The organism is Micromonospora sp. LOL_021, from assembly GCF_048060215.1.
Classification (GTDB): domain Bacteria; phylum Actinomycetota; class Actinomycetes; order Mycobacteriales; family Micromonosporaceae; genus Micromonospora_E.
This window is the reverse complement of sequence record NZ_JBHMIN010000054.1, coordinates 1-24,394: the sequence shown is the minus strand read 5'-3', so window position 1 is coordinate 24,394 and position 24,394 is coordinate 1. Positions and strand designations below refer to the sequence as shown.

Annotated in this window: 29 protein-coding genes, 1 pseudogene and 1 riboswitch; of the genes and pseudogenes, 18 read left to right on the top strand and 12 right to left on the bottom strand. The window is 70.4% G+C overall.

Annotated elements, in window-relative coordinates:
• Positions 1–141 precede the first annotated feature (141 nt).
• Entirely contained in the window at positions 142–399 is a 258-nt protein-coding gene (locus tag ACFHWT_RS26225; RefSeq protein ID WP_278173223.1) for a type II toxin-antitoxin system Phd/YefM family antitoxin, read from the top strand.
• Complete coding sequence (locus ACFHWT_RS26220) at positions 396–656, top strand: Txe/YoeB family addiction module toxin (protein WP_416569481.1); 261 nt, start codon at positions 396–398, stop codon at positions 654–656. The genes ACFHWT_RS26225 and ACFHWT_RS26220 overlap by 4 nt, the downstream gene beginning before the upstream one ends.
• On the opposite strand, the gene ACFHWT_RS26215 is transcribed toward ACFHWT_RS26220, so the two are convergent.
• Entirely contained in the window at positions 628–2,127 is a 1,500-nt protein-coding gene (locus ACFHWT_RS26215; protein ID WP_416597354.1) for a sensor histidine kinase, read from the bottom strand. The two genes, ACFHWT_RS26220 and ACFHWT_RS26215, sit on opposite strands and share 29 nt — an antisense overlap.
• Before the next feature lie 3 nt (positions 2,128–2,130).
• Positions 2,131–2,898: a response regulator transcription factor gene (locus ACFHWT_RS26210; RefSeq protein ID WP_416597353.1), complete on the bottom strand. Its 768-nt coding sequence runs from the start codon at positions 2,896–2,898 to the stop codon at positions 2,131–2,133.
• A 59-nt stretch (positions 2,899–2,957) separates the two neighbouring features.
• Between ACFHWT_RS26210 and ACFHWT_RS26205 the strand changes: the two genes are divergently transcribed.
• The 3 genes from ACFHWT_RS26205 to ACFHWT_RS26195 all read left to right on the top strand — a co-directional run bounded on the left by ACFHWT_RS26205 (position 2,958) and on the right by ACFHWT_RS26195 (position 5,656).
• Positions 2,958–3,602: a methyltransferase domain-containing protein gene (locus ACFHWT_RS26205; RefSeq protein WP_416597352.1), complete on the top strand. Its 645-nt coding sequence runs from the start codon at positions 2,958–2,960 to the stop codon at positions 3,600–3,602.
• Positions 3,603–4,242: 640 nt separating this feature from the next.
• Positions 4,243–4,995 (top strand): alpha/beta fold hydrolase, encoded by a 753-nt coding sequence (locus ACFHWT_RS26200; protein ID WP_416597374.1) that lies wholly within the window; start codon positions 4,243–4,245, stop codon positions 4,993–4,995.
• A gap of 205 nt (positions 4,996–5,200) precedes the next feature.
• Entirely contained in the window at positions 5,201–5,656 is a 456-nt protein-coding gene (locus ACFHWT_RS26195) for an NUDIX domain-containing protein (RefSeq protein WP_416597351.1), read from the top strand.
• 251 nt (positions 5,657–5,907) lie between these two features.
• Here the strand turns inward: ACFHWT_RS26195 and ACFHWT_RS26190 are convergent, their stop codons facing one another.
• From ACFHWT_RS26190 to ACFHWT_RS26180, 3 genes are all read right to left on the bottom strand, one after another.
• Entirely contained in the window at positions 5,908–6,096 is a 189-nt protein-coding gene (locus tag ACFHWT_RS26190; RefSeq protein ID WP_416597350.1) for a DUF397 domain-containing protein, read from the bottom strand.
• A gap of 136 nt (positions 6,097–6,232) precedes the next feature.
• Positions 6,233–6,421 (bottom strand): DUF397 domain-containing protein, encoded by a 189-nt coding sequence (locus tag ACFHWT_RS26185; protein ID WP_416597349.1) that lies wholly within the window; start codon positions 6,419–6,421, stop codon positions 6,233–6,235.
• A complete protein-coding gene (locus ACFHWT_RS26180; protein ID WP_416597348.1) occupies positions 6,418–7,200 on the bottom strand; it encodes a helix-turn-helix domain-containing protein in 783 nt (260 codons plus the stop codon). The genes ACFHWT_RS26185 and ACFHWT_RS26180 overlap by 4 nt, the downstream gene beginning before the upstream one ends.
• 128 nt (positions 7,201–7,328) lie before the next feature.
• On the opposite strand from ACFHWT_RS26180, the gene ACFHWT_RS26175 reads away from it, so the two are divergent.
• From ACFHWT_RS26175 to ACFHWT_RS26150, 6 genes are all read left to right on the top strand, one after another.
• Entirely contained in the window at positions 7,329–7,640 is a 312-nt protein-coding gene (locus ACFHWT_RS26175) for a hypothetical protein (protein WP_416597347.1), read from the top strand.
• Positions 7,630–7,896, top strand: a complete 267-nt coding sequence (locus ACFHWT_RS26170; RefSeq protein WP_416597346.1) for a hypothetical protein — start codon at positions 7,630–7,632, stop codon at positions 7,894–7,896. The genes ACFHWT_RS26175 and ACFHWT_RS26170 overlap by 11 nt, the downstream gene beginning before the upstream one ends.
• Positions 7,897–7,971: 75 nt before the next feature.
• The gene (locus ACFHWT_RS26165) at positions 7,972–8,271 is read left to right on the top strand and encodes a DivIVA domain-containing protein (RefSeq protein WP_416597373.1); all 300 of its coding nucleotides are present in this window, start codon (positions 7,972–7,974) and stop codon (positions 8,269–8,271) included.
• Positions 8,272–8,282: 11 nt separating this feature from the next.
• Entirely contained in the window at positions 8,283–9,059 is a 777-nt protein-coding gene (locus tag ACFHWT_RS26160; protein ID WP_416597345.1) for a GOLPH3/VPS74 family protein, read from the top strand.
• Positions 9,060–9,474: 415 nt separating this feature from the next.
• Positions 9,475–10,359 (top strand): LysR family transcriptional regulator, encoded by an 885-nt coding sequence (locus tag ACFHWT_RS26155; RefSeq protein WP_416597344.1) that lies wholly within the window; start codon positions 9,475–9,477, stop codon positions 10,357–10,359.
• Between the two features lie 89 nt (positions 10,360–10,448).
• Entirely contained in the window at positions 10,449–11,273 is an 825-nt protein-coding gene (locus ACFHWT_RS26150) for an SDR family NAD(P)-dependent oxidoreductase (RefSeq protein WP_416597343.1), read from the top strand.
• A 192-nt stretch (positions 11,274–11,465) separates the two neighbouring features.
• Here ACFHWT_RS26150 and ACFHWT_RS26145 read toward each other — a convergent pair whose 3' ends face one another.
• The 3 genes from ACFHWT_RS26145 to ACFHWT_RS26135 form a co-directional block, all read right to left on the bottom strand.
• Positions 11,466–11,735 carry a hypothetical protein gene (locus tag ACFHWT_RS26145; RefSeq protein WP_416597342.1) on the bottom strand — a complete coding sequence of 90 codons (270 nt, stop codon included), beginning with the start codon at positions 11,733–11,735 and terminating at the stop codon, positions 11,466–11,468.
• A gap of 107 nt (positions 11,736–11,842) precedes the next feature.
• Entirely contained in the window at positions 11,843–12,307 is a 465-nt protein-coding gene (locus ACFHWT_RS26140) for a type II toxin-antitoxin system VapC family toxin (protein WP_416597341.1), read from the bottom strand.
• Positions 12,297–12,536 (bottom strand): AbrB/MazE/SpoVT family DNA-binding domain-containing protein, encoded by a 240-nt coding sequence (locus ACFHWT_RS26135; RefSeq protein ID WP_282233253.1) that lies wholly within the window; start codon positions 12,534–12,536, stop codon positions 12,297–12,299. The genes ACFHWT_RS26140 and ACFHWT_RS26135 overlap by 11 nt, the downstream gene beginning before the upstream one ends.
• Positions 12,537–12,732: 196 nt before the next feature.
• Here ACFHWT_RS26135 and ACFHWT_RS26130 point away from each other — a divergent pair, with 196 nt between their 5' ends.
• Positions 12,733–13,512, top strand: coding sequence for a hypothetical protein (locus ACFHWT_RS26130; RefSeq protein WP_416597340.1), 780 nt, complete (start codon positions 12,733–12,735; stop codon positions 13,510–13,512).
• On the top strand, positions 13,509–13,874 hold the full coding sequence (locus ACFHWT_RS26125) for a GntR family transcriptional regulator (protein ID WP_278173272.1): 366 nt from the start codon (positions 13,509–13,511) through the stop codon (positions 13,872–13,874). The genes ACFHWT_RS26130 and ACFHWT_RS26125 overlap by 4 nt, the downstream gene beginning before the upstream one ends.
• Position 13,875: 1 nt before the next feature.
• Here the strand turns inward: ACFHWT_RS26125 and ACFHWT_RS26120 are convergent, their stop codons facing one another.
• Positions 13,876–14,340, bottom strand: a complete 465-nt coding sequence (locus ACFHWT_RS26120) for a DUF2809 domain-containing protein (RefSeq protein ID WP_416597339.1) — start codon at positions 14,338–14,340, stop codon at positions 13,876–13,878.
• Between the two features lie 34 nt (positions 14,341–14,374).
• Positions 14,375–15,166, bottom strand: coding sequence for an aminoglycoside phosphotransferase family protein (locus ACFHWT_RS26115; RefSeq protein ID WP_416597338.1), 792 nt, complete (start codon positions 15,164–15,166; stop codon positions 14,375–14,377).
• Between the two features lie 369 nt (positions 15,167–15,535).
• Here ACFHWT_RS26115 and ACFHWT_RS26110 point away from each other — a divergent pair, with 369 nt between their 5' ends.
• The 4 genes and pseudogenes from ACFHWT_RS26110 to ACFHWT_RS26095 form a co-directional block, all read left to right on the top strand.
• Positions 15,536–17,437, top strand: a complete 1,902-nt coding sequence (locus ACFHWT_RS26110) for a M14 family zinc carboxypeptidase (protein ID WP_416597337.1) — start codon at positions 15,536–15,538, stop codon at positions 17,435–17,437.
• A 139-nt stretch (positions 17,438–17,576) separates the two neighbouring features.
• A riboswitch (cobalamin riboswitch) is annotated at positions 17,577–17,642 on the top strand.
• A gap of 123 nt (positions 17,643–17,765) precedes the next feature.
• Positions 17,766–18,734, top strand: coding sequence for an ABC transporter substrate-binding protein (locus ACFHWT_RS26105; protein WP_416597336.1), 969 nt, complete (start codon positions 17,766–17,768; stop codon positions 18,732–18,734).
• A 1-nt stretch (position 18,735) separates the two neighbouring features.
• Positions 18,736–19,815 (top strand): FecCD family ABC transporter permease, encoded by a 1,080-nt coding sequence (locus ACFHWT_RS26100; protein ID WP_416597335.1) that lies wholly within the window; start codon positions 18,736–18,738, stop codon positions 19,813–19,815.
• A gap of 80 nt (positions 19,816–19,895) precedes the next feature.
• Positions 19,896–20,660, top strand: a pseudogene (locus tag ACFHWT_RS26095) (ABC transporter ATP-binding protein); the annotation flags it as partial.
• Between the two features lie 18 nt (positions 20,661–20,678).
• Here ACFHWT_RS26095 and ACFHWT_RS26090 read toward each other — a convergent pair.
• On the bottom strand, positions 20,679–21,446 hold the full coding sequence (locus tag ACFHWT_RS26090; protein ID WP_416556521.1) for a VOC family protein: 768 nt from the start codon (positions 21,444–21,446) through the stop codon (positions 20,679–20,681).
• A 203-nt stretch (positions 21,447–21,649) separates the two neighbouring features.
• On the opposite strand from ACFHWT_RS26090, the gene ACFHWT_RS26085 reads away from it, so the two are divergent.
• Positions 21,650–23,254 (top strand): alpha/beta hydrolase fold domain-containing protein, encoded by a 1,605-nt coding sequence (locus tag ACFHWT_RS26085; RefSeq protein ID WP_416597334.1) that lies wholly within the window; start codon positions 21,650–21,652, stop codon positions 23,252–23,254.
• Positions 23,255–23,270: 16 nt separating this feature from the next.
• Here ACFHWT_RS26085 and ACFHWT_RS26080 read toward each other — a convergent pair whose 3' ends face one another.
• Entirely contained in the window at positions 23,271–24,263 is a 993-nt protein-coding gene (locus ACFHWT_RS26080) for a hypothetical protein (RefSeq protein ID WP_416597333.1), read from the bottom strand.
• Between the last annotated feature and the right edge of the window lie 131 nt (positions 24,264–24,394).

Sequence of the window (24,394 nt, the reverse complement as noted above, 5' to 3'; positions counted from 1 at the left end):
CGCTGTGCCCGCCGACGTCACCGCGACACTCCCGCCCGGCGCTGCTCGTCAACCGCAAGCCGCTACGGGGGTGCGAGGGAGCATCCTGGCAGCGGAGTCCGGTAAGTGGTACCGTATCCGGTACAAGATTGAGGAGGAGTCGTGGCGGCGGCGATCAGTGCGAGCGAGGCCCGTAAGACCCTGTTCCCGCTCATCGAGCGGGTCAACGAGGACCACACCCCGATAGAGATCGTCTCCAAGCGGGGCAACGCAGTGCTGGTGAGCAAGGAGGACTGGGATTCGATCATGGAGACGAACTACCTGCTCCGGACGCCTGCCAACGCGAATCACCTGATGGAGAGCATCGATCAGTGGCGGGCCGGGACCGCCGTCGAGCGTGACCTGGGTCTCGACGAGTGAAGCTCACCTGGACCGACAACGCCTGGGCCGACTACCTGTACTGGCAGACCCAGGACCGCAAGACGCTGAGGCGAATCAACGCCTTGATTTCCGACATCAAGCGGGACCCTGACGGGCCAGGCATCGGCAAGCCCGAGATTCTTCGGAACAACCTTGCCGGCCTGCGGTCGCGGCGCATCGACGATGAGCACCGTCTGGTGTACGCGGTCGAGCAGGGGGCAATCACTGTCATTTCATGCCGCTACCACTACGAGTGACGCCAGCGGCACCGGCCGGTCCAGCGGGGACGGTGAACCAGATGGTGGTCCCGCCGCCGGGAGCGGTGTCGGCACCGACCTCGCCACCGAGAGCCCGTACCGCGTCGGCGACGATCGCCAGCCCGAGCCCGCTGCCCTCGGTGGCGCCGCCCGCCGCGCCTACCCGGTAGAAGCGGTCGAAGACCCGTTCGGCGGCCTCCGGCGTCAGCCCCGGCCCGGTGTCCGACACCGCCACCCGCACCCGGCCGGCGGCGGCGCGCACCGACACCTCGGCGTTCGCCTCGACCGGCGTGTGCGCCCGTACGTTGGCCAGCAGGTTCGCCAGCACCCGCCGCAGCGCGTCAGTGTCGCCGGCGACGAGCAGATGCGGCGGCGAGTCCAACGCGATCACCCGTTGCGGCTCGACAGCGAGCGCGTCGGCGACCGCGTCGCGGGCCAGCACGGCGATGTCGACCGGCTCGTCCCGCAACTGCGGCTCGGCGTCCAATCGGGCCAGAAACAGCAGATCGGACACCATCTTGGACATCCGGGCGGCCTCGTCGTCGAGCCGGCGCAGCACGTCCGGCCGGCGCTGCTCGTCGACCATGTCGCCGCGCAGCAGCTGGGTGTAGCCGCGGATCACGGTCAGCGGGGTGCGCAGCTCGTGCGACGCGTCCGCGACGAACGACCGCATCCGCTGCTCGGAACGCTCCCGCACGGCCAGCGCGGCGAGGATCCGGTCCAGCATGCCGTTCACCGCCAGGGTCAGCCGGCCGGCTTCGGTACGCCGTACCCGTCGGGGGTCGTCGGTGATCGGCACCCGGCGGTCCAACTGCCCACCGGCGATCGCGTCGGCGGTCCGTGCGATGTCGTCCAACGGCCGCATCCGGGCCACGATCAGCATCCGGGCCAGAAACGCCAGCAGTACGGCGACCGCCACCGATACCAGCACCTCGATGCCGAGCAGCCGTGCCACGGTCTCCCGGACCGGGGCCAGCGGCAGCCCCAGCAGCACCACGGCGGGGGCGGTGTCGACGGTCACCACCCGGTACCCCCCTTCTGGGGTGGTGATGCTGGTCAGCGGGGACCGCCCGCCGGGCGGCGGGGCCGGTGCGGCGTCCAGCAGCGGGGTCGCCGGCACCGGCGCGGTGGACGCGAACCGGGTCAGCTCGCCGTCTGCGGTCCGGATCTCCACCAGGAACTCGGTGGGGCCGATCACCGCGCGTACCGTCTGGTCCCGCAGGTCCCGTTCGCCGACCCGGGCGATCTGCCGGCTGCCGCTGGCGACCAGCGCGGCGGCGGTGGTGAGCTGCTCGTCGATTCGGTTCATCAGCTGCTGGCGCAACGCGACCGCGCTGACCACGCCGGTGATCAGCAGCGCGGCGCAGGTGAGCGCGACGGTGGCGGCGATCAGTGACCCGCGCAGCGACCAGCGTGGCGCCCGCCGGGTGCGACCGTGCGGTGCCCGGCGGGTGCGGCTGCGCGGCAGCACGGCTCACCCCTGCACGGCGGTACGCAGCGCGTAGCCGAAGCCGCGGTGGGTGACGATCAGAGGCTCGCCCAGCGGGTCCAGTTTGCGGCGCAGGTAGCCGATGTAGGTGTCGACGACGTTCGACTCGCCGCCGAAGTCGTAGCGCCACACCGCCTCCAGGATCTGACTGCGGGACAGCACCCGGCCGGAGTTGAGCATCAGGTAGCGCAACAGTTTGAACTCGGTCGGCGACAACTGGACCGGGGTGCCGGCCCGTTGCACCAGCAGCGTGTCCTCGTCCAGCTCCAGGTCGGCGTAGCGCAGCACGGGCCCGGCCCGGCCAGCCGTCCCAGCCGGATCCCCCGGCCCGGCGGGACCGTCTCGGCCGGCGGGACCGTCGCGCCCAGCGGGACCGGAGCCGACCCGGCGCAGCACCGCCCGTACCCGGGCCAGCAGTTCCTCCACCGCGAACGGCTTGGTCAGGTAGTCGTCACCGCCGAGGGTGAGACCGGAGACCAGGTCGCGGCGGGCGTCGCGGGCGGTCAGGAAGACGATGCCGAACCGGTGGCCGCGTTGCCGTAGCCGTCGGCACAGGTCGAAGCCGTCGCCGTCGGGCAGCATCACGTCGAGTACGACGAGATCCGGCCTACCCGACTCGGCGAGCTGCTCCGCCTGCGCCACGGTGGTCGCGGAGTCGACGGCGAAGCCGTGGAAGGTGAGCACGGTGACCAGCATGTCGACGATGTTCGGCTGGTCGTCGACGACCAGGATGCGCGCCGATGCGTTGCCCATGTCTGCTGATCAAATCACGCCATCATGGGAGAAGGATGAGAACGGGTAACGTACTGAGGGTGTCCGACGCCGACTTCCTGACCACCACCCGTGACTCCTACGACGCGATCGTCGGCGAGTACGCCGAGGCGGTGAAGTCGGAGCTGGACGAGTCACCGCTGGACCGGGCCATGCTGGGCATGTTCGCCGAGCTGGTGCGCTCGACAGGTAACACGGCGGTCGCCGATGTCGGCTGCGGGCCGGGCCGGGTCACCGTGCTGTTGGCCGGGCACGGGCTGGACGCGTTCGGTGTCGACCTGTCCCCGGGCATGATCGACCACGCCCGCCGGGCGTACCCGGGGCTGCGGTTCGAGGTCGGCTCGATGCTCGATCTGGATCTGCCCGACGGTGGGCTCGGCGGGTTGCTCGCCTTCTTCTCGATCATCCATCTGCCGTGGCAGCGGCGGCCGGAGGCGTTCGCCGAGTTCCATCGGGTGCTGGTGCCGGGCGGCTACCTGATGTTGGCCTTCCAGATCGGCGACCACGTTCGGCACCGGGACGAGTTCGAGGGTAAGCGGATCGACCTGAGCTTCCACCGGCAGCGGCCGGCTGAGGTGGCGCGGTTGCTGACCGGAACCGGTTTCCAGGTCCTGGTGACCGTCGAGCAGACTGCGCCGGCGCCGGACCGGCCGCCGCTGGGCATGCTGGTCGCCCGCAGACTCTGACCGGTGGGACGAGGTCCAGCTGGTCGCCGTCCAACTTGTCTGCTGAGCCTCGACGCCGGCAGCCCAGCGGCGGTGAAGGGGGCCGAGTTGTTCGGGCGCTACGGGGCAGCGTGTGCATCGCCTCTTCCCGCGCCTGTCGGTACGCGTCGAGTGGAGGGTCCAGGCACGTAATTCATCGGGGATGACGTGCCCGGACCCTCCACTCGACAACGTGCCGGGGCGTGACAGCCCGACGCACGCCGGGCTCGACGGCGATTGGTGGGGCATGATCGGATCGGGCCGGACATCCCGGCCGCCGCACTTCCGACCGGAACGACGGCTGGGGCAGCGGTCGACTGGTGGCCGCCGAACCGCCAGAGGGCTTCCCCGCCGGCGAAGTCGCCCACTAAGCGTCCGCCCAGACCGTGTCACCCGGCGAGTACGCCGTCGAAATCCTGGTCGAGCAGGACGTGGTGCTCGGCGCGGGAGTCGGCGTACGTCCGAGCCGGTCAGCTTTCCGTGACGCGTGGCTCGCGGCATGTGCGGATGTTCAGGGGATGGGCGATCGTCTGGCAATGTTGGCCGGGTGCATCTGACGGAAGAGTTCGAGTGGCGCGGACGTGAGGTCCGATGGTGTCGGACGGGTTCTGGGCCCGACGTCGTGTTCTGCCATGGGACGCCGTGGTCCTCGCAGTTGTGGGGCCCCTACGCCGAGGCTCTGAGCGCCCAGTTTACGGTTCACCTGTGGGATATGCCCGGTTACGGGCAGTCCTCAAAGTTTCCAGATCACCGGGTGTCTCTGGACGTCCAGGGTGAGTTACTGGCTGACCTCGTCTCGCATTGGGAGCTGCCGTCCCCACATGTCGTAGCTCACGACTACGGCGGCGCCGTCGCGTTGAGGGCCCTTCTCTTGCACGGCTGTTCGTTCGCGTCGTTGGCGCTCGTCGACGTGGTGGCGCTGGCTGCCTGGGGGTCGGACTTCTTCCGGCTTGTGCGCGACAACGCCGAAGCTTTCAGCGCGTTGCCAAAGGCCGTCCACGAAGGAGCGCTCCGGGCCTACATCGCAGGCGCCAGTCACATGGGCCTGACGCCTAGCCAGATGCAGGACCTCGTTTCTCCCTGGCTGGACACCGACGGGCAAGCCGCGTTCTACCGACAGATCGCCCAGGCGGACCAAATCTATACGGACGAGATTCAGGGTCTCTACCCGCGTCTGGACTTGCCCGTTCTGGTGGTGTGGGGCAAGAACGACACGTGGATCCCTGTCGACCGTGCTCACCTACTGACAGAACTCATCCCGGGCGCTCAACTCGAGCTGATCGATGGGGCGGGTCACCTGGTCCAGCTTGACCAGCCCGTACAACTGGCCACGACGTTGCACGGTTGGCTCACCTCTCAGGCCACGAGGACTTGATGCGGTTCAACATCCGCTCATCGGCAAATCCGGACGCGACCGGGCCGACCAACATGACTGACTGTAGTTGCTTGTTGCAGAGCAAGCTCGGCCGCGAGCCACAGCCGCACTTGCAGATGTCGATAGCTGCCGTGTACTCGGTGGTGTACCCGGCTCTGCACTCGAAGCCGTACGCCGACACCTATCCCTGTGCTCTAATCCGATTATGCATCTTGTCGTCTGCGGCGCACTCGTGGAGAACGGCGCGGTCCTGCTGGTGCACCGCAGTCCGAACCGCCGGGCATACCCGGATCTGTGGGATCTGCCCGGGGGGCATGTCGAAGCGGGTGAGTCGGAACTACAGGCCCTCGCGCGTGAGATGCATGAGGAGCTGGGGATTCGCATTGCGGCGGAGTCCTCGTCACGGTTGGGCGACCTGCATGCCGGCAGCGGCGAGGACGCCCTCCATGTGGGCGTCTGGCACATCAGGGACTGGGTCGGCTCTCCCACCAACCATGCACCGGAGGAGCATGACGACATCGGATGGGTCGGGATCAGCGACCTGGGCGGCCTTCCCCTCGTGTTCGGCAGACTGCCGGCATTGCTTGGCTCCCTGCCTGCGTCTGACCGCCTGCCTTGCCGCGACGAAGCACGGACGACCGTATCACCGAGCGGCCAGTAGAGCGATCGCTGCTCGACACTTCCGCCCGGTTAAATCCCTTCACATCCCGTCATCGGCGCGACAGCGCGCCAAGCACCACGGCATGTCCAAAATCACTGAAGTTGTACGGACTCTCGGCGGCGAGTGCGGCCGCTCGGACGTGCTGAGGGCCGACGTCCGTCACGTCGAGTGGCGGATGCATCCGGCGGATAGGTCAGCGCTGATGCGCGCCGGCTCTGCGTCCTCCTCCAAGGAGGACGGTGTCGGGTTGGTCAGGGTCGGGTGGTGGCGGCCTGGGTGATGAAGGTTGACCAGGCGGTGGGGGTGAAGGTGAGGGTGCCGCCGGTGCGGTTCTTGCTGTCGCGGACCAGTACCTGGCCGGGCAGGTTGTCGGCGACTTCGACGCATTCGCCGCCGTTGCTGTTGCTGCGGCTGGCGGTGCGCCACGCTGGCTGGGTCATAGCTTGCCTGCCGATCCTCGCGATCAGGCGACTGGCCCGGGTGACCAGCCGGGGGTGGGAAGTGTCGACCGGCGCTGCGGTCCTGCCTTGGCCCGGCATAGGCGCAGGGCAGGGCCGCAGCGCTGCGTCGGGTCGGTCAGGGTCGGGTGGTGCTGGCCTGGGTGACGAAGGTGGACCAGGCGGTAGGGGTGAAGGTGAGGGTGCCGCCGGTGCGGTCCTTGCTGTCGCGGACCAGCACCCGGCCCGGCAGGTTGTCGGCGACCTCGACACATGCGCCGCCGTTGCTGTTGCTGCGGCTGGCGGTGCGCCACGCTGGCTGGGTCATAGCTCCTCTGCCATTCTCGCGATCAGGTCTCGGGACATGTCTTGGGGCAATGCCACCGAGCGTATCGCCTCCCAGACGTTGACGAGGGCGGCGACCTTCGCCGGCTCCTCGTAGGTGCGGCCGTCCACCGGGTTCTCCGTGTAGGCGACCGTCGCCCCGTCCGGCAGCGTGGCAAGAATGAAATTGCCGGATTGTCCGGCGTATAGCCCGGCGTCGACCGGCACCACGTGCAGCAGCACCCGGTCGCTCCGCGACATGTTGACCAGGTGCAGCAACTGCTCCTTCATCACCACCGGGTCGCCCCGGCGGAGCGCGGCCTCGTCGACGATGAACGAGGTGACCGGCGGCGTCCGGCGGTCGAAGACGGTCACCTGGCGGGCCAGCCGGTGCGCCAGCCGCTGCTCGGCCACCTCCGGCGGGTGCAGGCCGACGGCGAGCACCGCGCGGGCGTACGCCTCGGTCTGCAACAGCCCGGGGACGTAGGTTGGCTCATACCAGCGCAGCATCTCGGCCTGGGCCTCGTACTCCGGCCACGGCTGGAACCAGTCCGGCGGGACGGCGTTGCGAGCGTCCGCGGCGGTCTCCTGCACCAGGGTGCCGCTGCCGAAGACATCGTCGATCTGCTCGGCGGTGTCCGGCAAGGGGATCTGCCGGGCCGTCTCGAACTTGGCGATAAGCGAGGTGGAGACGCTCAACCGTTGCGCCAACTGCTCCTGGGTCATGCCTCCGTTGAGGGTGCGGAGGAACTTGAGAGTGCGAGGAACCCCGTTGCTGCTCACGAATTACCGGTCCTTCCCGATTCAAGATCGAAGTTTCGGAACGGGTTCTGTTAGTGGGAATCCTTCCACTGCTGGCGCTGCGGGTCCAGGGTGGATCTGCTGACAGCAGAAAAATCGGGAGGGATTCGATGATCAATAAGGTGGTGGCCGCCGGGGCGGATCCGGACGACGACCCGGTGTTGCGGCACGCAAGGGAGACCGCCGAGAAGCATCTGCCGAGGCGGATCGGCGAATGCCCGACGTGCGGATCGGTGGCGTTCTGCGCACCGTTCACCATGGCCCTGGCGATCCTCGACCGGCGCGACGTGCCACGGGCCCGGCGGATCCGGACCGTGCTCACCGTCGCCGGCCTGTCGCCGCCGGAGTTCCCGCACCCGCCGGAGAGCAGCGACGACGGCCGGAGTGGCAGCGGCGGAGGGTGGTGCGAAATTGTCCGGTGAACCGTTGATCAAGGTCGGCGACGTGCTGCGGCTGCGCGCCGAAGACTGGGCATTCGGCAACGGCCCGGTGGCGATCCGGGTGTCACATCTGCGGCACGGCCACGACATTCCGCACGTGACCATGATCGCGGTGATGGGTACCTTCGTCAGCGGCCCCCGCACCGGCCAGATGATGCTGCTGTCGGTGTTCAAACACGCCTTGCGGCGGCCCGGCGTCGTCGAGCGCGACGGCCGTACCCCCGAATCTCACTCCTGATCATAAACACCCTGACAGCGATCCCGTCGAAATGCGAAAGGCGGTTCCACCGTGCGCAGGCTTCTCCACCTCGTCCTGTTTCCCCGGCGTACCCGGCGGCAGTCCCGGCCGCACACCCGCAACGCCGGCACCCACCACTACCGCGGCGCGGCCCGGCCGTCGATCAGCCCCGGGCTGGTCCGCGACCGGCAGTTCCTGGACCGCACCCGGCGCGGTCTCGACCCGGCCGAGGTACGCGCCTTCCTGCACCTGGTCGCCGACGAGCTGGCCACGGTGCGGGCCGAGCTGGCGATGACCCGCGACGAGAACGTACGGATCAAGCAGGCGCTGCGGGACTGGCAGTCGCGGCAGTTCCAGGCCCGGATGCCGGCGTAGGCCGTCGGCCTGTGACCACGAAGGGAGCCATGATGGTCCACCAGCAGCGCGGCGGCCAGATCGGAACCGCCGCCGGGGCCGCCGTCGCGGCTGCGACGCTGCCGATGCCGGTGGTGCACCTGCGGAGACCGTTGCTGGCCGACGAGTTCTTCCTGCTGGCGCAGGACGCGGTGACCGGTCGGCCGCGGCTGCCGGACCGGGCGGTCGGGTTCGGCCTGGCCGCCGCGCTGCTGGTGGACCTGGTCGACGCCGGGGCGCTGCGGGTGCGCGACGGCCGGCTCTGGCTGGTGGCGCGGCACGTGCCGGTGGACGCGCTCGGCGGCTGGATCCTGCGCTGGATGGCCGCCGAGCCGGGGTACCGGCGGGTGGGCACCTGGTTGGCGCTGCTGGCGCCCGGCGCACATCAGCAGATCGCGCGGCGGCTGGTCGCGGCGGGTGTGGTGCGGCCCCGGACGGTACGCCGTCTGCTGACCACCGCCGTGCGCCATGTGCCGACCGACGCTAACCGGGCCGCGTGGGCCTGGGCCCGGCTGACCGTACGGCTGCAGCGCGGCGAGCCGTTGCCCGACCTGGAGGCGAGACTCGCCGGGCTCTGCCTGGTCACCGGGCTGGACGACGCCCTGCTCGCGGGTCTCCCGGCGGCGGCTCGTCGGCACCTGCACCGGGAGACCGCCGGACGGCTGCCGACCGAGGTCGGCGAACTGCTCACCATCGCCCGCAACCGTCTCGACGGTGCGTCCCACCGCCGACGGGGACCGGGCCGGCGCTGGCTGCCAGGCCGGCGCTGAGGGCCAGGCCGCGGCGCCGCCGATTACCGTGATCCCGACGACGCCTTACGGAACGCAGCGCCTGACGTACGCAGTGTCGCTTCTCGGGCCGGGGGTGTCGGTCGAGTGTGATGCCGGAGATGCATCATGATGCACCTGTGGCATCAGGCTCTCGGAGCACGCTTGGCTCCCGGGAGCCGGCACCGCTGGCGCCCCGCAGGGAAGAGACCGTTGTTTTACGTCTGCATGGACTGGCCGAGTGCCGCAGCCGGAGCGGCGATGGCGTCGCGGACCTCCTCGCGAACGTCCTTGTCTGCAGCGCATCCCCCCTTTGCCTGGATGCGACATCCGGTTGGGCGGCCAGCGGGCTGAGCGCTCCACCGACCTGCTGCACGACCTCGCTATGCAGGAACTGCATGACGAGTAGGCTTTCGGCATGCTTCCGGATCTGGACTTGCGGCTGGTCCGGTACTTCACCGTGGTCGCCGATCAGCTGAACTTCGCGCGCGCCGCTGAGCAGCTCCGAGTCGCGCAGCCGTCGCTGAGTCGACAGATCCAGCGGTTGGAGGACGCTCTCGGCGTACGCCTGCTGGAACGCACCAGCCAGGGCAGCCGGCTCACCGCCGCCGGTTCGGCGTTCCTGCCCCGCGCCGAGCAGCTACTGCACGGTGCCGGACAGGCGGTGCTCGCCGCGCGGGCGGCGGCACCGGAGCGCACCATCACCATCGGGTACGTCGACGATCTGATCATCACCCCCGCCGTACGCGACCTGCGCCACCGGTTTCCCGACGCCCACGTCCGCACCCGCCACCTCGACACCCGGGATGCCGACGCACTGCTGCGCCGGCAGGCCGACGCCCTGGTCATCCGTACGCCGCTGCCGGTTCCGGCCGACGACCTCGACGTGGCTGTCCTCTACGACGAACCCCGGGTCCTGGTCGTGCCCGCCGCGCACCGGCTGGCCGGCAAGGAGTCGGTGACCGCCGCGGACATCGCCGCGGAGCCGCTGGTCGGCTGCACCGGCATGGGCGCCGACTGGGCCGGCTTCTGGCGGCTCGAACCCCGCCCGGACGGCAGTCCCGCCCAGCTCGGTCCCACGCTGGCCGACACCTACGACGACAAACTCGAAGCCATCGCCGACGGCAGTGCCATCGCCGTCGTCCCGGCCGGTGACCGGCGGTTCAGCCTACGTCCGGACCTGGTCACCGTTGCCATCGACGAGGTCGAGCCCTGCCAGGTCGCCGTGGTCACCCGCGCCGGGGACGCCAACCCGTTGGTCGCGGAGTTCGTCCGCTCTGCTGAGCGGCACCTCGTTGGCTGACCCTGGGTCCCGATCGTCATGCGCCTGTTGCATGACGGGGTGCGAAACAGGTCTTGGACACTGCCGCCGGCAGAACGTTGGCTGGTCGTATGCCTGTCGACTACCGCTCACAGACCGTTCTGCTCACCGGGGCGAGCTCCGGGATCGGCGCTGCCTTCGCCAGGACGCTGGCCGGGCGCGGCGCGAACCTCGTGCTGGTCGCGCGGCGCGCCGACCGGTTGGCGTCGATCGCGGACGAGCTGCGCCGCACTGCTGATGTACGGATCGAGGTCGTCCCCGTGGACCTGTCCAGCCCCGCTGCGCCGACCGAGATCCGCCGAGTGGTCGCCGACCGGGGCGTCGAGGTGACAAGCCTGATCAACAATGCCGCGATCGGCTCTTTCGCCCTGTTTGCCGATGTGGACCCGAATCAGTCGACCGCCGAGGTCGCCGTTGACGTGATGGCACCGGTCGCGCTGACAGCGGCCTTCATGCCGCAGCTGACGGGTGCCGGCAACGGCTTCATCATCAACCTTGCCAGCGTGTCCGGGTACTTCCCGACTCCCCGGATGGCCGTCTACAGCGCCGCCAAGGCGTTCATGCTCAGCTTCACCGAGTCACTATGGACGGAGCTGCGTGGCACCGGCCTGACGGTGTTCGCGGTCGCCCCCGGAGCCACCGGCACCGATTTCACGGCCGGGATGGGGCCGGACGCGGCGGTGCTGACCGCAGGGAAGGTGCGGGCCGCGGAGGACGTCGTCGCGACCGCGCTGCGCCACCTCGAGCGCCGGGATCCGGGCCCGATCGTCGTTGACGGCGGTGGCAACCGGCTCGGCGTGCTCGTGAGCCGATTCGTGAGTCGGCGCCGGGCCGCCCTGATGATGGCCCGCGTCTTCGACCCGGCTCGCCGGCCCCCGTCTCGCACGCCCGGTTGACGTGGGTGAGGGCGTTGCTGGGAGCAGACCATAGCTCCACGGTGGAGCCTCCCCAGGAGCCACCTGCTACTCGAACGTCCAGAGAAAGTAGAGAACGTTGGGCGGGCTGCCGTACGCGCGGTACTTGCAGAGGTACGAACTCCACAGGTCGTTCTGGATCCCGTAGTTGCCGTACCAGTGGCGAAGCTCAGGTCACTGTAGACGTTGCGAAGCGTGCCACCCGGCGGGCGGGTCCGGGTAGTCCGCCGAAGCTGGGGCGGCGGTGGTCGCGAACAGGCCGGCCATGGCGATCATGAACGCCACCAGCAGTGTGGTCAGTCTTCGGATACTTTCTCCCATAGGGTCGGGGCACTCGCCGATCTTCCGCCTGTCTCCAGGCACCACAAGATCGACATACAACGATTTCATGATGCCGTCGTGGCTGGCCCATGGGAAGGCTTGGGCGCCGCAGACCTCGGCCACTGACGGGCCCGTCAGTGGTGACCTGACGCGGCCTCGCCGCCGCCGAGCGGTCACCGACCGGGGCGTCTACGTCACCAGCTCGCGGACAGTGAGCGGCATGACCTCGGCTATGCCTGCGACGAGTCGGGGGCGACCACGGCCAGCCTGGGGAAGTAGCTGCGGTACCGGGCGGAGTCCCGGGTGAGGAGCTGATAGCCGCATACTGCCGCATGGGCGCCGATGTAGAAGTCGGCGATCGGCGAGCTCTTGGTGCCACCTTGCCTGCGGTACTTGACATATGCCTTCCCCGCCAGGAAACCCGCAGGGTAAGGCAGTAGTTCGCGGAGAAAATCCGATGCCGGGACGACCTCGTCCAGATCCTCGATGCGGTCGAACCGTACCGAGATCTCGGCGTACACGATCGGGTTGATCACGAGCACGCCTGCGTCGCGGGAGGCGGCGAGCGCTGAACCCGACCACTGTGACCACGTCGGATCCTCGGTGAGGATGTCGAGCAGGACGTTGGAGTCGACCAGGGTGACGGTCCCGTCCGAATGCCTCTGGGGCACCGCGCGAAGCCGTTCACTCGCCACGGAGCAACTCCATGAGCTGGTCCGTGGTCATGCCCTCCGTCTCGCGTGCGGTGCCCTGCCCGCGTAGATGCCGCACAAGCCGTTGTCCTCTGGAGAGGGCACCGTCGACCCGCACGATCCGCAGCGCGCCGCCCTCCTCGACAACCTCGATCTCGTCGCCTTCATGCAGGCCGTGTTTGGCGCGCAGCGGCGCAGGGATGGTCACCTGACCCTTGCTGTTTAGCTTCACCGTGCCTCCATATGTCACGTATTACTTGTACTACGTAATACTAGCGGTTGTGTTTCAGGGCTGCGAGGGTTTCCTCCCCTCCTCTGGGTTCCAGCGCAGGGCGGGGGACGGGGTCAACGCCTGACTGACTTGACTTTGTCGCATGTTATGACTCATTGTTGTAAGACAAAGCTTGCGACTATGGAGGTGGGTGGCGATGCGCCAGACAGAGCACAGCGAGACCAGGCAGTGGCTGGACCGGCACGGTCTGACCGAGGCCGAGCCGACGCCGCTGCTGGCGACGCGGCTGGCCGTGCGACGGCGGGCCAAGCTCGTCAGCGACATCCTGCTGGCCGGGTTCCTGATCGGCGCGGCACTCACCCACGCGACGGGCCGGGCCACCGACACGGCGTACTCCTGGCTGCCGTTACTGGTGCTCACCGCGCTGGTGGTCGGCATGCTGGTGGCGCAGTGGCTGCTCCGTCGATGGGTCCGCCGCGTCGACCGGCGAGCCGGCGCGCAACTGCCCCGGCGGGTGGCCCACTCGGTCGGGTTCGGCTGGCCGGCGGTGCTCGGCCGGCCGTACGCCATCTTCACGGTCGCCGCCTACACCGGCGCGCTGGTGCTCGCGGTGAGCGTACTGCCGGTTTCCGACCCGGTGCTGCGGGCCGGGGCCGCCGTCGTGTTGATCGGCCTCGTCGGTGCCGGCGCCGGCATGGTCATGCAGCTGCGTCAGGTGCTGACCAGCCCGGCCGTCGCCGAGGACGAGGCGTCGCTCACGGCCGACGTCGTCATGCGGGTCGAGGACGCGCGCGCCCTCGTCACCCCCAGCCTGGTCTGGTCGCTGCCGGCCATCTTCCTGTACGGGGAGTCGCTGGGCTGGTGGAACGCGGTCGCTATCGGACTCGTCGTGGCCGGTGTCGTCGCGTTCGGTCTGGTCCAGACCCGGACCATGGCTGTCGGGGCGACCGCACGGCAGGCCATGATCGTCCGATGATCGTCATCGACGCCGCCTCGCCGACGCCGCCGTACGAGCAGCTGCGGGCCCAGCTCGCCCGGCAGATCCAGGACCGGTCGCTGGCCGTCGGCACCCGGCTGCCGACGGTCCGCCGGCTCGCCGCCGACCTCGGCCTGGCCGTGAACACCGTCGGCCGGGCGTACCGGGAGCTGGAGGAGGCCGGGCTGATCGAGACCCGTGGCCGGGCCGGCTCGTTCGTCACGGCCGCCGGCGACCAGGCTCTCGAACAGGCCCACCGCGCCGCCCGCGACTACGCGACGATCATCGCCCGGAGCGGCATCGACCCCGCCGAGGCGATCCGGATCGTCCAGGCGGCCCTGGGCCGCCCGGCCACACCGTGACTCACCGGCCACGCCCGCGACCGGCACCGGCGTCAGCCGGCTGCCGGTCCCGGTGGCACAGTCGCCAACGGTCGACGCCCGCGTGCAGCAGGACCAACGGCAGTACCCCCACCACGTACCAGGCCAGGTCGGTGGGGTCGAAATGGACGCCGAGGACCAGCCGTGCCAGCAGACTGCGCTCGGACAGCTCCGCCGGTACGCCGGTCAGCTGCAGGAACTCGACGAGCCAGCAGAAGGCGACGGCACCCGCCCCGGCCACGATCGGCCCGGCACGCGGAGCCAGGACGAACACGCCCGCGTAGACCATCGACGCGTACAGGGCGGTGCCGGAGTACTGCTGCAGCGCGCCGGAACTGTCCAGCACGCCGTTCCCACCGGCCAGCACCCGGATGCCGAGTGCCACGGCGAGGAACCCGGCGGCGGCGGTCACGCCCGCCAACCGTACCCGCCACCTGAGACCCGCCACGGTGCCCGACCCTACAGTTCACCGATCCGGTCGGTCATTGGCCGGTCAGCGGGGTCCCCGCGGATCTCAGCACGTCGATCTCGCAGCCCGGCGAGGCCGGGTCGAAGCCGTGCTCGACCAGCCAACGGATCGCCAACAGGCTGCGTAGCGACCACCACGCGCGGATCACGTCGAGGTCGACGTCGGTGCCGTAGCCGGCGAGGACGTCACCAAGGCGCTCCCGGTGCCCCAGCGTCAGGGTCGCGAGGTCGAACAGGGCGTCACCCCAGCCTGCCTCGGACCAGTCGAGCATGCCGGTGACCTCGTCACCGTCGACGAACACGTGGGCGATCTGCAGGTCGCCGTGCGTGAAGACCGGTGTCCACGGCCGCAACGCGGCTGCGGCGATCCGGCGGTTGCGCACGACGAGGTCGGCGGGGAGCACCCTGTTCGCGATGAGCCACTCGCACTCGCCGTCGAGTTGCGAAGCCAACTCCTCCAGGCTCCGACCGGGCCATGGCGGCAGCGGCGCGTCGTGCAGCATCCGTACGGCGGTACCCGTCGCAGCCCAGGCCGCCGCCGACGCCGCCGACGGCTCGCCAAGCCGGCCGAGCGCCGTCCCGGCAACGGCAGCAAGCGCGAGTACGGGCGGTCTACGCCACAGCACCTGCGGAGTCGGCACCGGTGCTCTCGCCATGGCCTCGACCTCGACGTCGGCGCGCATCTGGTCGGCGTCGACCTTCAGGAACACCTCGCCGACGCGCAGGGTCGCGCGTTCGTGATGGGCGACGACGACTTCCACCTGCGCCACGTTGGCCATCATCGTGCGGCCGGCGAACGGCGTCACCCGGTTTACCGGCGGGTCTCCGGCGCTCCGGCGGGCGGGATTCATGATCATGTGAGCGTTATGGACCTCACAACCGCGACGAGACGTTCATAGCGCTCACATGATCATGAGTTGCGGGTTGCGCCGTCGGTCGCGGACGGCCGTCTCCGCCTGATGCTCGCGGCGCAGTGGATCGAGGAGTCCGTAGTGGCTGAGATCCGCCATGGACAGTGTAGTCCCTCCCCGCCCGGTGTCCGGTACGAGAAGTATCGATGCCGTGTGATGATCAGCTTGGCATGGAATTGATCGCGAAAGATATTGATATGACCATGTGACAGGTGGTGCAGTTGTGCTCACTAGCGGAGTCCTCCCCACCCCCAGGAGGTCTATATGCGATTCCGCGCACCAACTGCCAACGCCGGCTCGTGGCGCAGGACCACCGTCCTGGCCGTCGCGACCGTCGTCGGCCTGTTCGCCGTCGTGACCGGCCCGGTCTCGGCCGATCCCAAGCCCAGCGGTGTCGACCGGGAGTCGATCGCCGGCCCGTACCGGGTCCTCGGGCCGCGTACCTTCGCCGACCGCGACGCGGTGGCCGGGACCGGCGCCGCGATCGACTACATCGAGCATGGCATCCTCAACATCACCGCGACCCGGGCCGAGGTCAGCGCGATCCAGGCGCTCGGCTTCGAGGTCGAAGCGGTGCGGGCACCCACCAGGACCGACGCATCCGGCGACGTCACCACGTTGGACTTCCCGCCGTCCGACTCGGCGTACCACAACTACGCAGAGCTGACCACAGTGGTCAACCAGGTAGTCTCCAGCCACTCGAACATCGCCCGGAAGATCAGCATCGGGACCTCGTACGAGGGCCGCGACCTGATGGCGGTCAAGATCTCCGACAACGTCGGCACCGACGAGGACGAGCCGGAGATCCTGTTCAACTCACAGCAGCACGCCCGCGAGCACCTCACCGTCGAGATGGCGATCTACCTGCTGAACCTGTTCACCGACGGCTACGGCAGCGACTCGCGGATCACCAACATCGTCAATACCCGCGAGATCTGGATCGTGCCGACCGTCAACCCGGACGGCAGCGAGTACGACATCGCCACCGGCTCGTACCGGTCCTGGCGCAAGAACCGCCAGCCGAACAGCGGTGCCTTCGCCGTCGGCACCGACCTGAACCGCAACTGGGACTACCTGTGGGGCTGCTGCGGCGGATCCTCCGGATCCCCGTCGTCGTCGACCTACCGAGGCCCGTACGCCTTCTCCGCCCCGGAGACCCAGGCGCTGCGCGACTTCGTCAACAGCCGGGTCGTCGGCGGCGAACAGCAGATCAAGGCCAACATCGACTTCCACAGCTACTCGGAGCTGGTGCTCTGGCCGTTCGGCTGGACCACAGCCAACACCCCGTCCGGGATGACCACCGACCAGTACAACACCTTCGCCACCCTCGGTTCGCAGATGGCGGCGACCAACGGCTACACCCCGGAACAGTCGTCCGACCTCTACATCACCGACGGCAGCAGCATCGACTGGATGTGGGGCGTGCACGGCATCTGGGCGTACACCTTCGAGCTGTACCCCGGATCGTCCGGTGGCGGCGGCTTCTACCCGCCCGACGAGGTGATCCCCACCCAGACCGCCCGCAACCGGGAAGCGGTGCTGATGCTCAGCGAGTACGCCGACTGCCCGTACCGGGTGATCGGCAAGGAGTCGCAGTACTGCGGCGGCGGTCCGGTCGACCCGCCGGGCAGCACCGTCTGGGCGGACGACTTCGAGTCCGCGACCGGTTGGACGACCGACCCGAGCGGCACCGACACCGCCAGCACCGGGCAGTGGGAGCGCGGCGTCGCGCAGGCCACCAGCTCCGGCGGGGCCCTGCAGCTGACCGCCTACCAGGGCAGCAACAGCCTGGTCACCGGTCGGCTGGCCGGCTCCTCGGCCGGCTCGTACGACATCGACAGTGGGGCTACCAGTGCCCGCTCCCCGGCGATCACGCTGCCGTCGAGTGGCACCCTCACCCTGTCGCTCGCCTGGTACCTGGCCCACCTGAGCAACTCGTCGTCGGCCGACTACCTGCGGATCAGTGTGGTACACAGTGGCGGCACGACGACGCTGTTGAACCAGTCCGGCGCGGGGAGCAACCGGTACGGGTCCTGGTCGACCGGCAGCTACGATCTGACCCCGTACGCGGGTCAGACGGTGCGGATCCTGGTCGAGGCGGCGGATGCCTCCACCGCCAGCCTGGTCGAGGCGGCCGTCGACGACGTCCGGATCACCAGCTCCTGACGTCGGGCAGGGCTGCCGGCTACTGACGGCACGCAGGGCTGCCGTGCGGTGAACATCACCGTACGGCAGCCCTGCGCTGTCGCGGTGTCTGCCGGCCGGCGCCGGTGGGTTACCGTGCTACTGACCGCCCCGCAGCGAAGCCGGTGCGAACCCGGCGCTGTCCCGCAACTGTGATGCCCCGGCCGACAACCGGGGGCTAGCCAGGTCGCCTGCGGCGTGGTCGCGAACCGCGCTCTCGAGGAAGGGCGCCTCGCCACCTGGCCGGGGCCGGCGTCACCACCCCCGACCTGTCGGCGAAGCACCAGCCCTCGACCGACAGGAGGACCAGATGAGCAGACCCCTTTCGCTGCGGGCAGCGTTGCTGCGTACCGCTGCGGTCGCCACCGCCGCGACCCTCGCCCTGACCGGATGCGGCCAGGCCGGCGACGGCTCCGGCGGACCCGACGACGCGCAGCCCGGCGTCAGCCCGGAGGCCGCCGCCAGCTACCCGGTCACCGTCGGCGACCTGACCCTGGAGGTACGCCCGGAGCGGATCGTCGCACTGTCGCCGACCGCCACCGAGATGCTCTTCGCGATCGGCGCCGGTGACCAGGTGGCCGCAGTCGACGACAACTCCAACTTCCCGGCCGAGGCGCCGACTACCGAACTGTCTGGGTTCACCCCGAACGTCGAGGCGATCGCCGGCTACGAACCCGACCTGGTGGTGCTCTCCGGCGACACCAACGAGGTGGTGGCCGGGCTGACCCGACTGTCGATCCCGGTCTACCTGGCCGAGGCGGCGGTCACCCTGGACGACACGTACCGCCAGCTCACCGAGCTGGGCGCGCTCACCGGGCACCCGGACGCGGCGGCCGACCTGGTCGGCACCATGCGGTCCGACATCGACAAGCTGGTCGCCGACGTGGCGCAGCCGGCCGAGCCGCTGAGCTACTACTACGAGCTCGACCCGACCCTCTACACGGTGACCAGCGACACCTTCGTCGGCTCGCTGTTCACCATGGTCGGGCTGACCAACATCGCCGACCCGGCGGACCCGTCCGGGGAGGCCGGCGGCTACCCGCAGCTGTCCGCCGAGGCGCTGATCGACGCCGACCCGGACCTGATCTTCCTGGCCGACACCAGGTGCTGCCAGCAGAACGCGCAGACGGTGGCGCAGCGGGCCGGCTGGTCCACCATCACCGCCGTACAGACCGGCCAGGTGGTCGAGCTCGACGACGACGTCGCCTCCCGCTGGGGTCCCCGGGTGGTCGACCTGGTACGGGCGATCGTCGACGCGGTCGACGCGGCGGCGTCCTGACATGCTCCGTACGCCGGTCCGGCGGCCGGTCCGGCGGCGGCCCGGGCTGACCACCGGCTGGTTCGCCGGCGCGCTGGCCGCCGTCATGCTGGCAGCCCTGGCCGGGCTGGCGTTCGGCCCGGCCAGTCTGCCGCCGCTGGCGGTCGCCGCCGAACTGCTCAACCTGCTGCCCGGCGTCGACGTGGACAGTGGACTCAACGACCGGCAGGTGGCGATCGTCACCCAGCTGCGGCTGCCCCGGGTGGTGCTGGCGCTGCTGGTCGGCGGCATGCTGGCCCTGGCCGGCGGCTGCTACCAGGGGGTGTTCCGCAACCCGCTGGCTGACCCGCATCTGCTCGGCGTCGCCGCCGGAGCCGGGTTGGCGGTGACCGCGGTCATCGCGCTGCGCCCCGGCACCGGAGTGCTGACCGGGCTGCCGGTGACGGTGCCGCTGGCCGCGTTCGTCGGCGCGCTCGGCGCGGTCGCGCTGACCTACCTGCTCGGTACGGGTGCCGCCGGGTCGGACCGGTCCACCGCGACGCTGATCCTGGCCGGGGTGGCGGTGTCGGCGTTCCTCGCCGCCGGGCAGACCTATCTGCTGCAACGCCACGTGGACACCATCCGGGAGGTCTACTCGTGGCTGCTGGGCCGGCTGGCCACCGACGGCTGGCACGAGGTCCGGCTGGTCCTGCCGTACGCGGTGATCGCCGCCGTGGTGGTGTTGGCGCACCGCCGCGAGTTGGACGTGCTGTCGGTCGGTGACGAGGAGGCGGCCAGCCTCGGCCTGCACCCGCAGCGGTCCCGCTACCTGCTGCTCGCCGCCGCGTCGCTGGGCACCGCCGCGGCGGTGTCGGTGTCCGGGCTGATCGGCTTCGTCGGGTTGATCGTGCCGCACCTGGTCCGGCTGGTCGCCGGCAGCAGCTATCGGGTGATCCTGCCGCTGTCGATGCTGCTCGGCGGCGCGTTCCTGACCGTCACCGACGTGGTGGCCCGGACCGTGGCCGCGCCGGCCGAGATCCCGATCGGGGTGGTCACCGCCTTCTTCGGCGCCCCGTTCTTCGTGCTGGTGCTGCGTACCACCCGCCGGACGGTGGCGCTGTGACCGGGCCGGCGACCGGGCCCGCGCTCAAGACCGGGCCGGCGCTCAAGACCGGGCCGGCGACCGCCGCCGCCGGCACCCCGGTGGTCGGTCAGGATCTGCGGGTACGCCTCGGCGGCGCGCCGGTGCTGGACGGTGTCGACCTGACCGTGGCCGCCGGTGAGTGGGTGGCGGTGATCGGGCCGAACGGGGCCGGCAAATCGACCCTGCTGCGGGCGGTCGGCGGGCTGCTGCCGGTCGACGGCAGCCTGGACCTGTTCGGTACGCCGGTCAGCCGGCTCGGCCGGCGGGCGCGGGCCCGGCTGGTCGCGACCGTCGTACAGTCGCCGGTGGTGCCGGCCGGGATCGCCGTCGCCGACTACGTGCTGCTTGGCCGTACCCCGTACGTCCCGCTGCTGGGCCGGGAGTCGGCGGCCGACCTGGCGGTGGTCGACGACGTGCTGGCCCGGCTCGACCTGACCGGGTTCGCGCACCGGCGGCTGGCCACCCTGTCCGGTGGTGAACGTCAGCGGGTGCTGCTGGCCCGGGCGCTGGCCCAGGGCGCCCCGCTGCTGCTGCTCGACGAGCCGACCAGCGCGCTGGACATCGGCCACCAGCAGGAGGTGCTGGAGCTGGTCGACGAGCTGCGCCGGGACCGTGGGCTGACCGTGCTGGCCACCATGCACGACCTGTCGGTGGCCGGCGAGTACGCCGACCGGCTGGTGCTGCTCGCCGCCGGTCGGACCGTTGCCGCCGGCCCGCCGGCGGAGGTGCTCACCGAGGAGAACCTGGCCCGGTACTACCGGGCCAGGGTGCGGGTGCTACCCGGCGCGCACGGCCCGCTGGTCGTCCCGGTCCGCGACCGGTCCGTCAACGGTACGGATCCGTCAGTCGCCGGCGATCCGGATCACCGAGAAGAAGGCCCCCTGCGGGTCGTTGAGCACGGCGAACCGGCCGTGCGGCAGGTCGGTGGGCGGGACTGAGACGGTCCCGCCGAGCGCGGCGGCGTGCTCGGCGGTGGCGTCGCAGTCGTTCACCGCGAAGTACACCATCCAGTGGGCCGGCAGGTCCGCCGGCCAGTCGTCGCCGACCATCGGCATCATCCCGGCGACCGGCTGCTGCTCGACCAGCCATTCGGTGTACATGATCGGCGGGAACGGAGTGTCCCGGCACTCCCAGTCGAAGACCGCGCCGTAGAACTCCTTTGCGCCCTCCGGGTCGCGGGTGGTCAGCTCGTTCCAGCACAGCGAGCCGGGCACGTTCGCCAGCTCCGCGCCGGCCATGGACAGCGGCTGCCAGACGGCGAAGCTGGCCCCGGCCGGGTCGGTGAAGACCGCCGCCCGGCCCCGGTCGAGCACGTCGAACGGCGGCATCAGCACGGTGCCGCCGGCCGACTCGACGAGCTTGGCGCTCGCCTGGGCGTCCAGCGTGCCGATGTACGTGGTCCAGGTCGGCGGCTGCCCGCCGGTGGACACCGAGCCGGCCCCGGCAACCAGTTTGTCGTCCTTGCTGAACAGGGTGTAGCCCTCGGCGTCCGGATCGTCGGGCGGCTGCGCGGACCAGCCGAACAGCTCGCCGTAGAACCGGATCGCACCGGGCAGGTCGGAGGTGCCGAGGTCGACCCAGGCGGGTACCCCGGCCGCGGCGACGGACATGGCGGATCTCCTCCTGCGGATCGGCTGGGTGGACCCTGCTGACCGAATCCTGGCACCCGGTGGGCGACGGTCGGAGGAGATTCGCCGAAGCAATCGCCCGTAACGCGGAATCATGGCCCGCGCCGGGGGTACCCGTACCCGGGCTGACGTCAGCGACCGAAGCCCGGCGGGGGTGCGGACAGCGGGGGAGAACGATGGTACGGGTGATCGAGGTGTTGCCGGGCGACATCGACCGGGCGATCAACGACGATCACGTCCTGCTGGACCAGCTCTTCCGGCGGCTGGAGACGGGGCAGGGCGACCGGCGGATCCTGGCCGATCAGGTGGTCTACCGGATCTCCATGCACCTGGCGGCCGAGGAGCAGGTCCTCGACCCGGTCTTCGACGAGCCGACGGTGACCGAACGGCTGACCGCCGGGTCGGTGGCCGAACTGGTCCGGCGGGGGCGGGACACCCGGCAGCGGATCAAGCAGGCGGCGGCCGAGATCGACCGGTCCAGACCCGGCAACCTGGACTTCGAGGAGGCGCTCAACCACCTGATCGCCGACGTCCGCCGGCAGGCCGCCGAGCAGGAGGGGACGCTGCTGCCCGCGCTGCGGGCCGCGGTCGGCCCGCAGCGGATGGCCGAACTCGGGGCGCAGTTCACCGCCGCGAAGTACCGTGCCCCGACCCATCCGCACCCGCAGGCACCGAACACCTCCCGCAGCAGTCGGCTGCTGGGCGGTCCGGCCGCGCTGGTCGACCGGCTCCGCGACCGGACCTCGGGGCGGCGTGGCTGGTTCGCCACCGACGCGTCCGGGCTGCTGGAGCCGCAGTCCCAGGCGCTGCTGGACGCGTTCGCCGCGCTCGGCCCCCGACCCACCGAGATCCTCGACCCGGTCGAGGCGCGGCGTCAGCCGACCCTGTCCGACGCGGTGGCCCGGATCCGTACCGACCGGGGGGACCTGGAGGAACGGGAGCCGGTCGACTCGGTCTTCGACTTCACCATCGACGGTCCCGGCGGGGAACTGACCCTGCGGGTGTACCGGCCGACGTCGGCGTCACCGACCGGTGGCCTGCCGGTGCTGATCTACCTGTACGCGGGTGGCTGGGTGGTGGGCAGCCTGGACACCTACGACGCCACCCCCCGGGCGCTGTGCAACAAGGAACGGTGTCTGGTGGTGGCGGTGGACTACCGGCACGCCCCGGAACATCCGTTCCCGGCCGCCCACGACGACGTGCTCGCCGCGACCCGGTGGCTGCTGGACAACGCCGGTGAGATCGGCGGTGACCAGCAGCGGCTCGCCATCGCCGGCGAGGCCGCCGGCGGCAACATGGCGGTGGCCACCTGTCTGCAGTTGCGCGACGCCGGTCAGCGGCTGCCGCTGCTGCAGGTGCTGATCTACCCGGTGACCAGTGTGACGGTCGACGACGGATCCGGGGTGGACGCCGCCGACGCGGCACCGCTGAACCGTCCGATGCTCAGCTGGTTCGCCCGGCACGCCTTCCCCCGGCCGGAGATGCTCGACGACCCGAGGGTGGCGTTGCTCGATCTGCCGGTGGAACGGCTGGCCGGCCTACCGCCGGCGGTGGTGCTCACCGTGGAACGGGATCCGCTGCGTGACCAGGGGCGGGCGTTCGTGCAGCGGCTGCGGGCGGCCGGGGTGCCGGTCGAGCACATCCACTACGACGGCGTACCGCACGAGTTCTTCGGGATGGGTGCGGTGCTGGACGTGGCGGAGGCGGCTCAGGACCGGGTGGCGGCGGAGCTGCACACCGTGTTCAACCCGTCCGGTCAGTCGTCGAGTGGCTGGCCGACCGGCCTGTGAGCCTCCGGGACCGGAGTCAGCGGTCGGCGAGGTCGGCGATGGTGTTCACCAGACCGGCTGCGGTCTGCGGCTCCCGGGTGGTCAGCACGAGATAGCGCCCACCGGACAGCTGCACCCGGATGCCCGGACCGGATCGGGTGATCAGGCCACGTCCACGCGTGTCGGGGTGGTAGCGGTAGCCCCAGCCGCCCCATTCGGACACCCGTACCGTCGTCTGGACGGCCCCGACGACCTCCCGCGCCGGTACGCTGATCCGCGGCCACCCGAACGGACCGAATCCGATGTGGATGCCTTGCCGGTCGATGGTCAGCCGGTTGACCAGCAGCAGCATCACCAACGCCACGGTGAGCAACACCGGGCTGGCCACCCAGACGTTGATCCAGACCGCCAGGACCCCGGCGAGCAGCAGCAACGGGACCAGGATCCACAGCCCGGTGCGGGACACCGATGTCTGCTCGGTCCATCCGGCACCGTCGGCCGGCAGCGGCACCCGGGGCAGCTCGGCGGCGGGTCGGCCGTCCGCCGCCGGCCGGGCCGGCGGCGGACCACACGCCGCGTACGCCAGCACCGTCCAACCGGTCACCCCGATCATCAGCGCGGAAATGTGCCAGCTCGGAGCCGGCGCCCGGGTCGGGTCCAGGACGTCCACCGACAGTGCAACGGTGGTCAGCCAGATCCCGGCGACGAACCCGGCGACCGCCGCGCCGATGGTGATCAGCCACCGGCGCAGCTGCCACCGCAGCCCGAGCGGCAGCACCCCGACCGCGGCGAGCACCGCTCCGGCGGCCGCACCGATCGTGTAGCCGGTCACGCTGTTCGTCAGCGAGCTGGTCGCGTCGACCACGTCGGCGGTGTTCCAGTGCATCGGCAGCCGGTCCGGCAGCCGGTGGCGCAGCGCCTCGGCGGTCACCGGCACCACGGCGACCGGGAGCACAGCGAGCAGGAAACCGAGCAGCCGCCGGCCGCCGCCACCAGCGCGGTCCTGCCCAACCGTCCCTCCGTCGCTCACCTGGCGATTGTTTCCCAGCTGTCGCCGGGCCAATCCGGAGGGGGCGGGCGGTGTGGCGTGCGCCGTTCTGCTAGTGCCGCGTCAGGCAACGTTGGCCCTGTTGACTACCTCGCGTAGGCGTTCGTCGGCGG

What these genes read in the sequence shown, in the direction of transcription:
- ACFHWT_RS26105 (WP_416597336.1), top strand. Translation starts at nt 17,766, where the DNA reads ATGAGCAGACCCCTTTCGCTGCGGGCAGCGTTGCTGCGTACCGCTGCG.
- ACFHWT_RS26100 (WP_416597335.1), top strand. Translation starts at nt 18,736, where the DNA reads ATGCTCCGTACGCCGGTCCGGCGGCCGGTCCGGCGGCGGCCCGGGCTG.
- ACFHWT_RS26190 (WP_416597350.1), bottom strand. Translation starts at nt 6,096, where the DNA reads ATGACCCAGCCAGCGTGGCGCACCGCCAGCCGCAGCAACAGCAACGGC.
- ACFHWT_RS26185 (WP_416597349.1), bottom strand. Translation starts at nt 6,421, where the DNA reads ATGACCCAGCCAGCGTGGCGCACCGCCAGCCGCAGCAACAGCAACGGC.
- ACFHWT_RS26155 (WP_416597344.1), top strand. Translation starts at nt 9,475, where the DNA reads ATGCTTCCGGATCTGGACTTGCGGCTGGTCCGGTACTTCACCGTGGTC.
- ACFHWT_RS26110 (WP_416597337.1), top strand. Translation starts at nt 15,536, where the DNA reads ATGCGATTCCGCGCACCAACTGCCAACGCCGGCTCGTGGCGCAGGACC.
- ACFHWT_RS26195 (WP_416597351.1), top strand. Translation starts at nt 5,201, where the DNA reads ATGCATCTTGTCGTCTGCGGCGCACTCGTGGAGAACGGCGCGGTCCTG.
- ACFHWT_RS26125 (WP_278173272.1), top strand. Translation starts at nt 13,509, where the DNA reads ATGATCGTCATCGACGCCGCCTCGCCGACGCCGCCGTACGAGCAGCTG.
- ACFHWT_RS26175 (WP_416597347.1), top strand. Translation starts at nt 7,329, where the DNA reads ATGATCAATAAGGTGGTGGCCGCCGGGGCGGATCCGGACGACGACCCG.
- ACFHWT_RS26130 (WP_416597340.1), top strand. Translation starts at nt 12,733, where the DNA reads ATGCGCCAGACAGAGCACAGCGAGACCAGGCAGTGGCTGGACCGGCAC.
- ACFHWT_RS26150 (WP_416597343.1), top strand. Translation starts at nt 10,449, where the DNA reads ATGCCTGTCGACTACCGCTCACAGACCGTTCTGCTCACCGGGGCGAGC.
- ACFHWT_RS26090 (WP_416556521.1), bottom strand. Translation starts at nt 21,446, where the DNA reads ATGTCCGTCGCCGCGGCCGGGGTACCCGCCTGGGTCGACCTCGGCACC.
- ACFHWT_RS26210 (WP_416597353.1), bottom strand. Translation starts at nt 2,898, where the DNA reads ATGGGCAACGCATCGGCGCGCATCCTGGTCGTCGACGACCAGCCGAAC.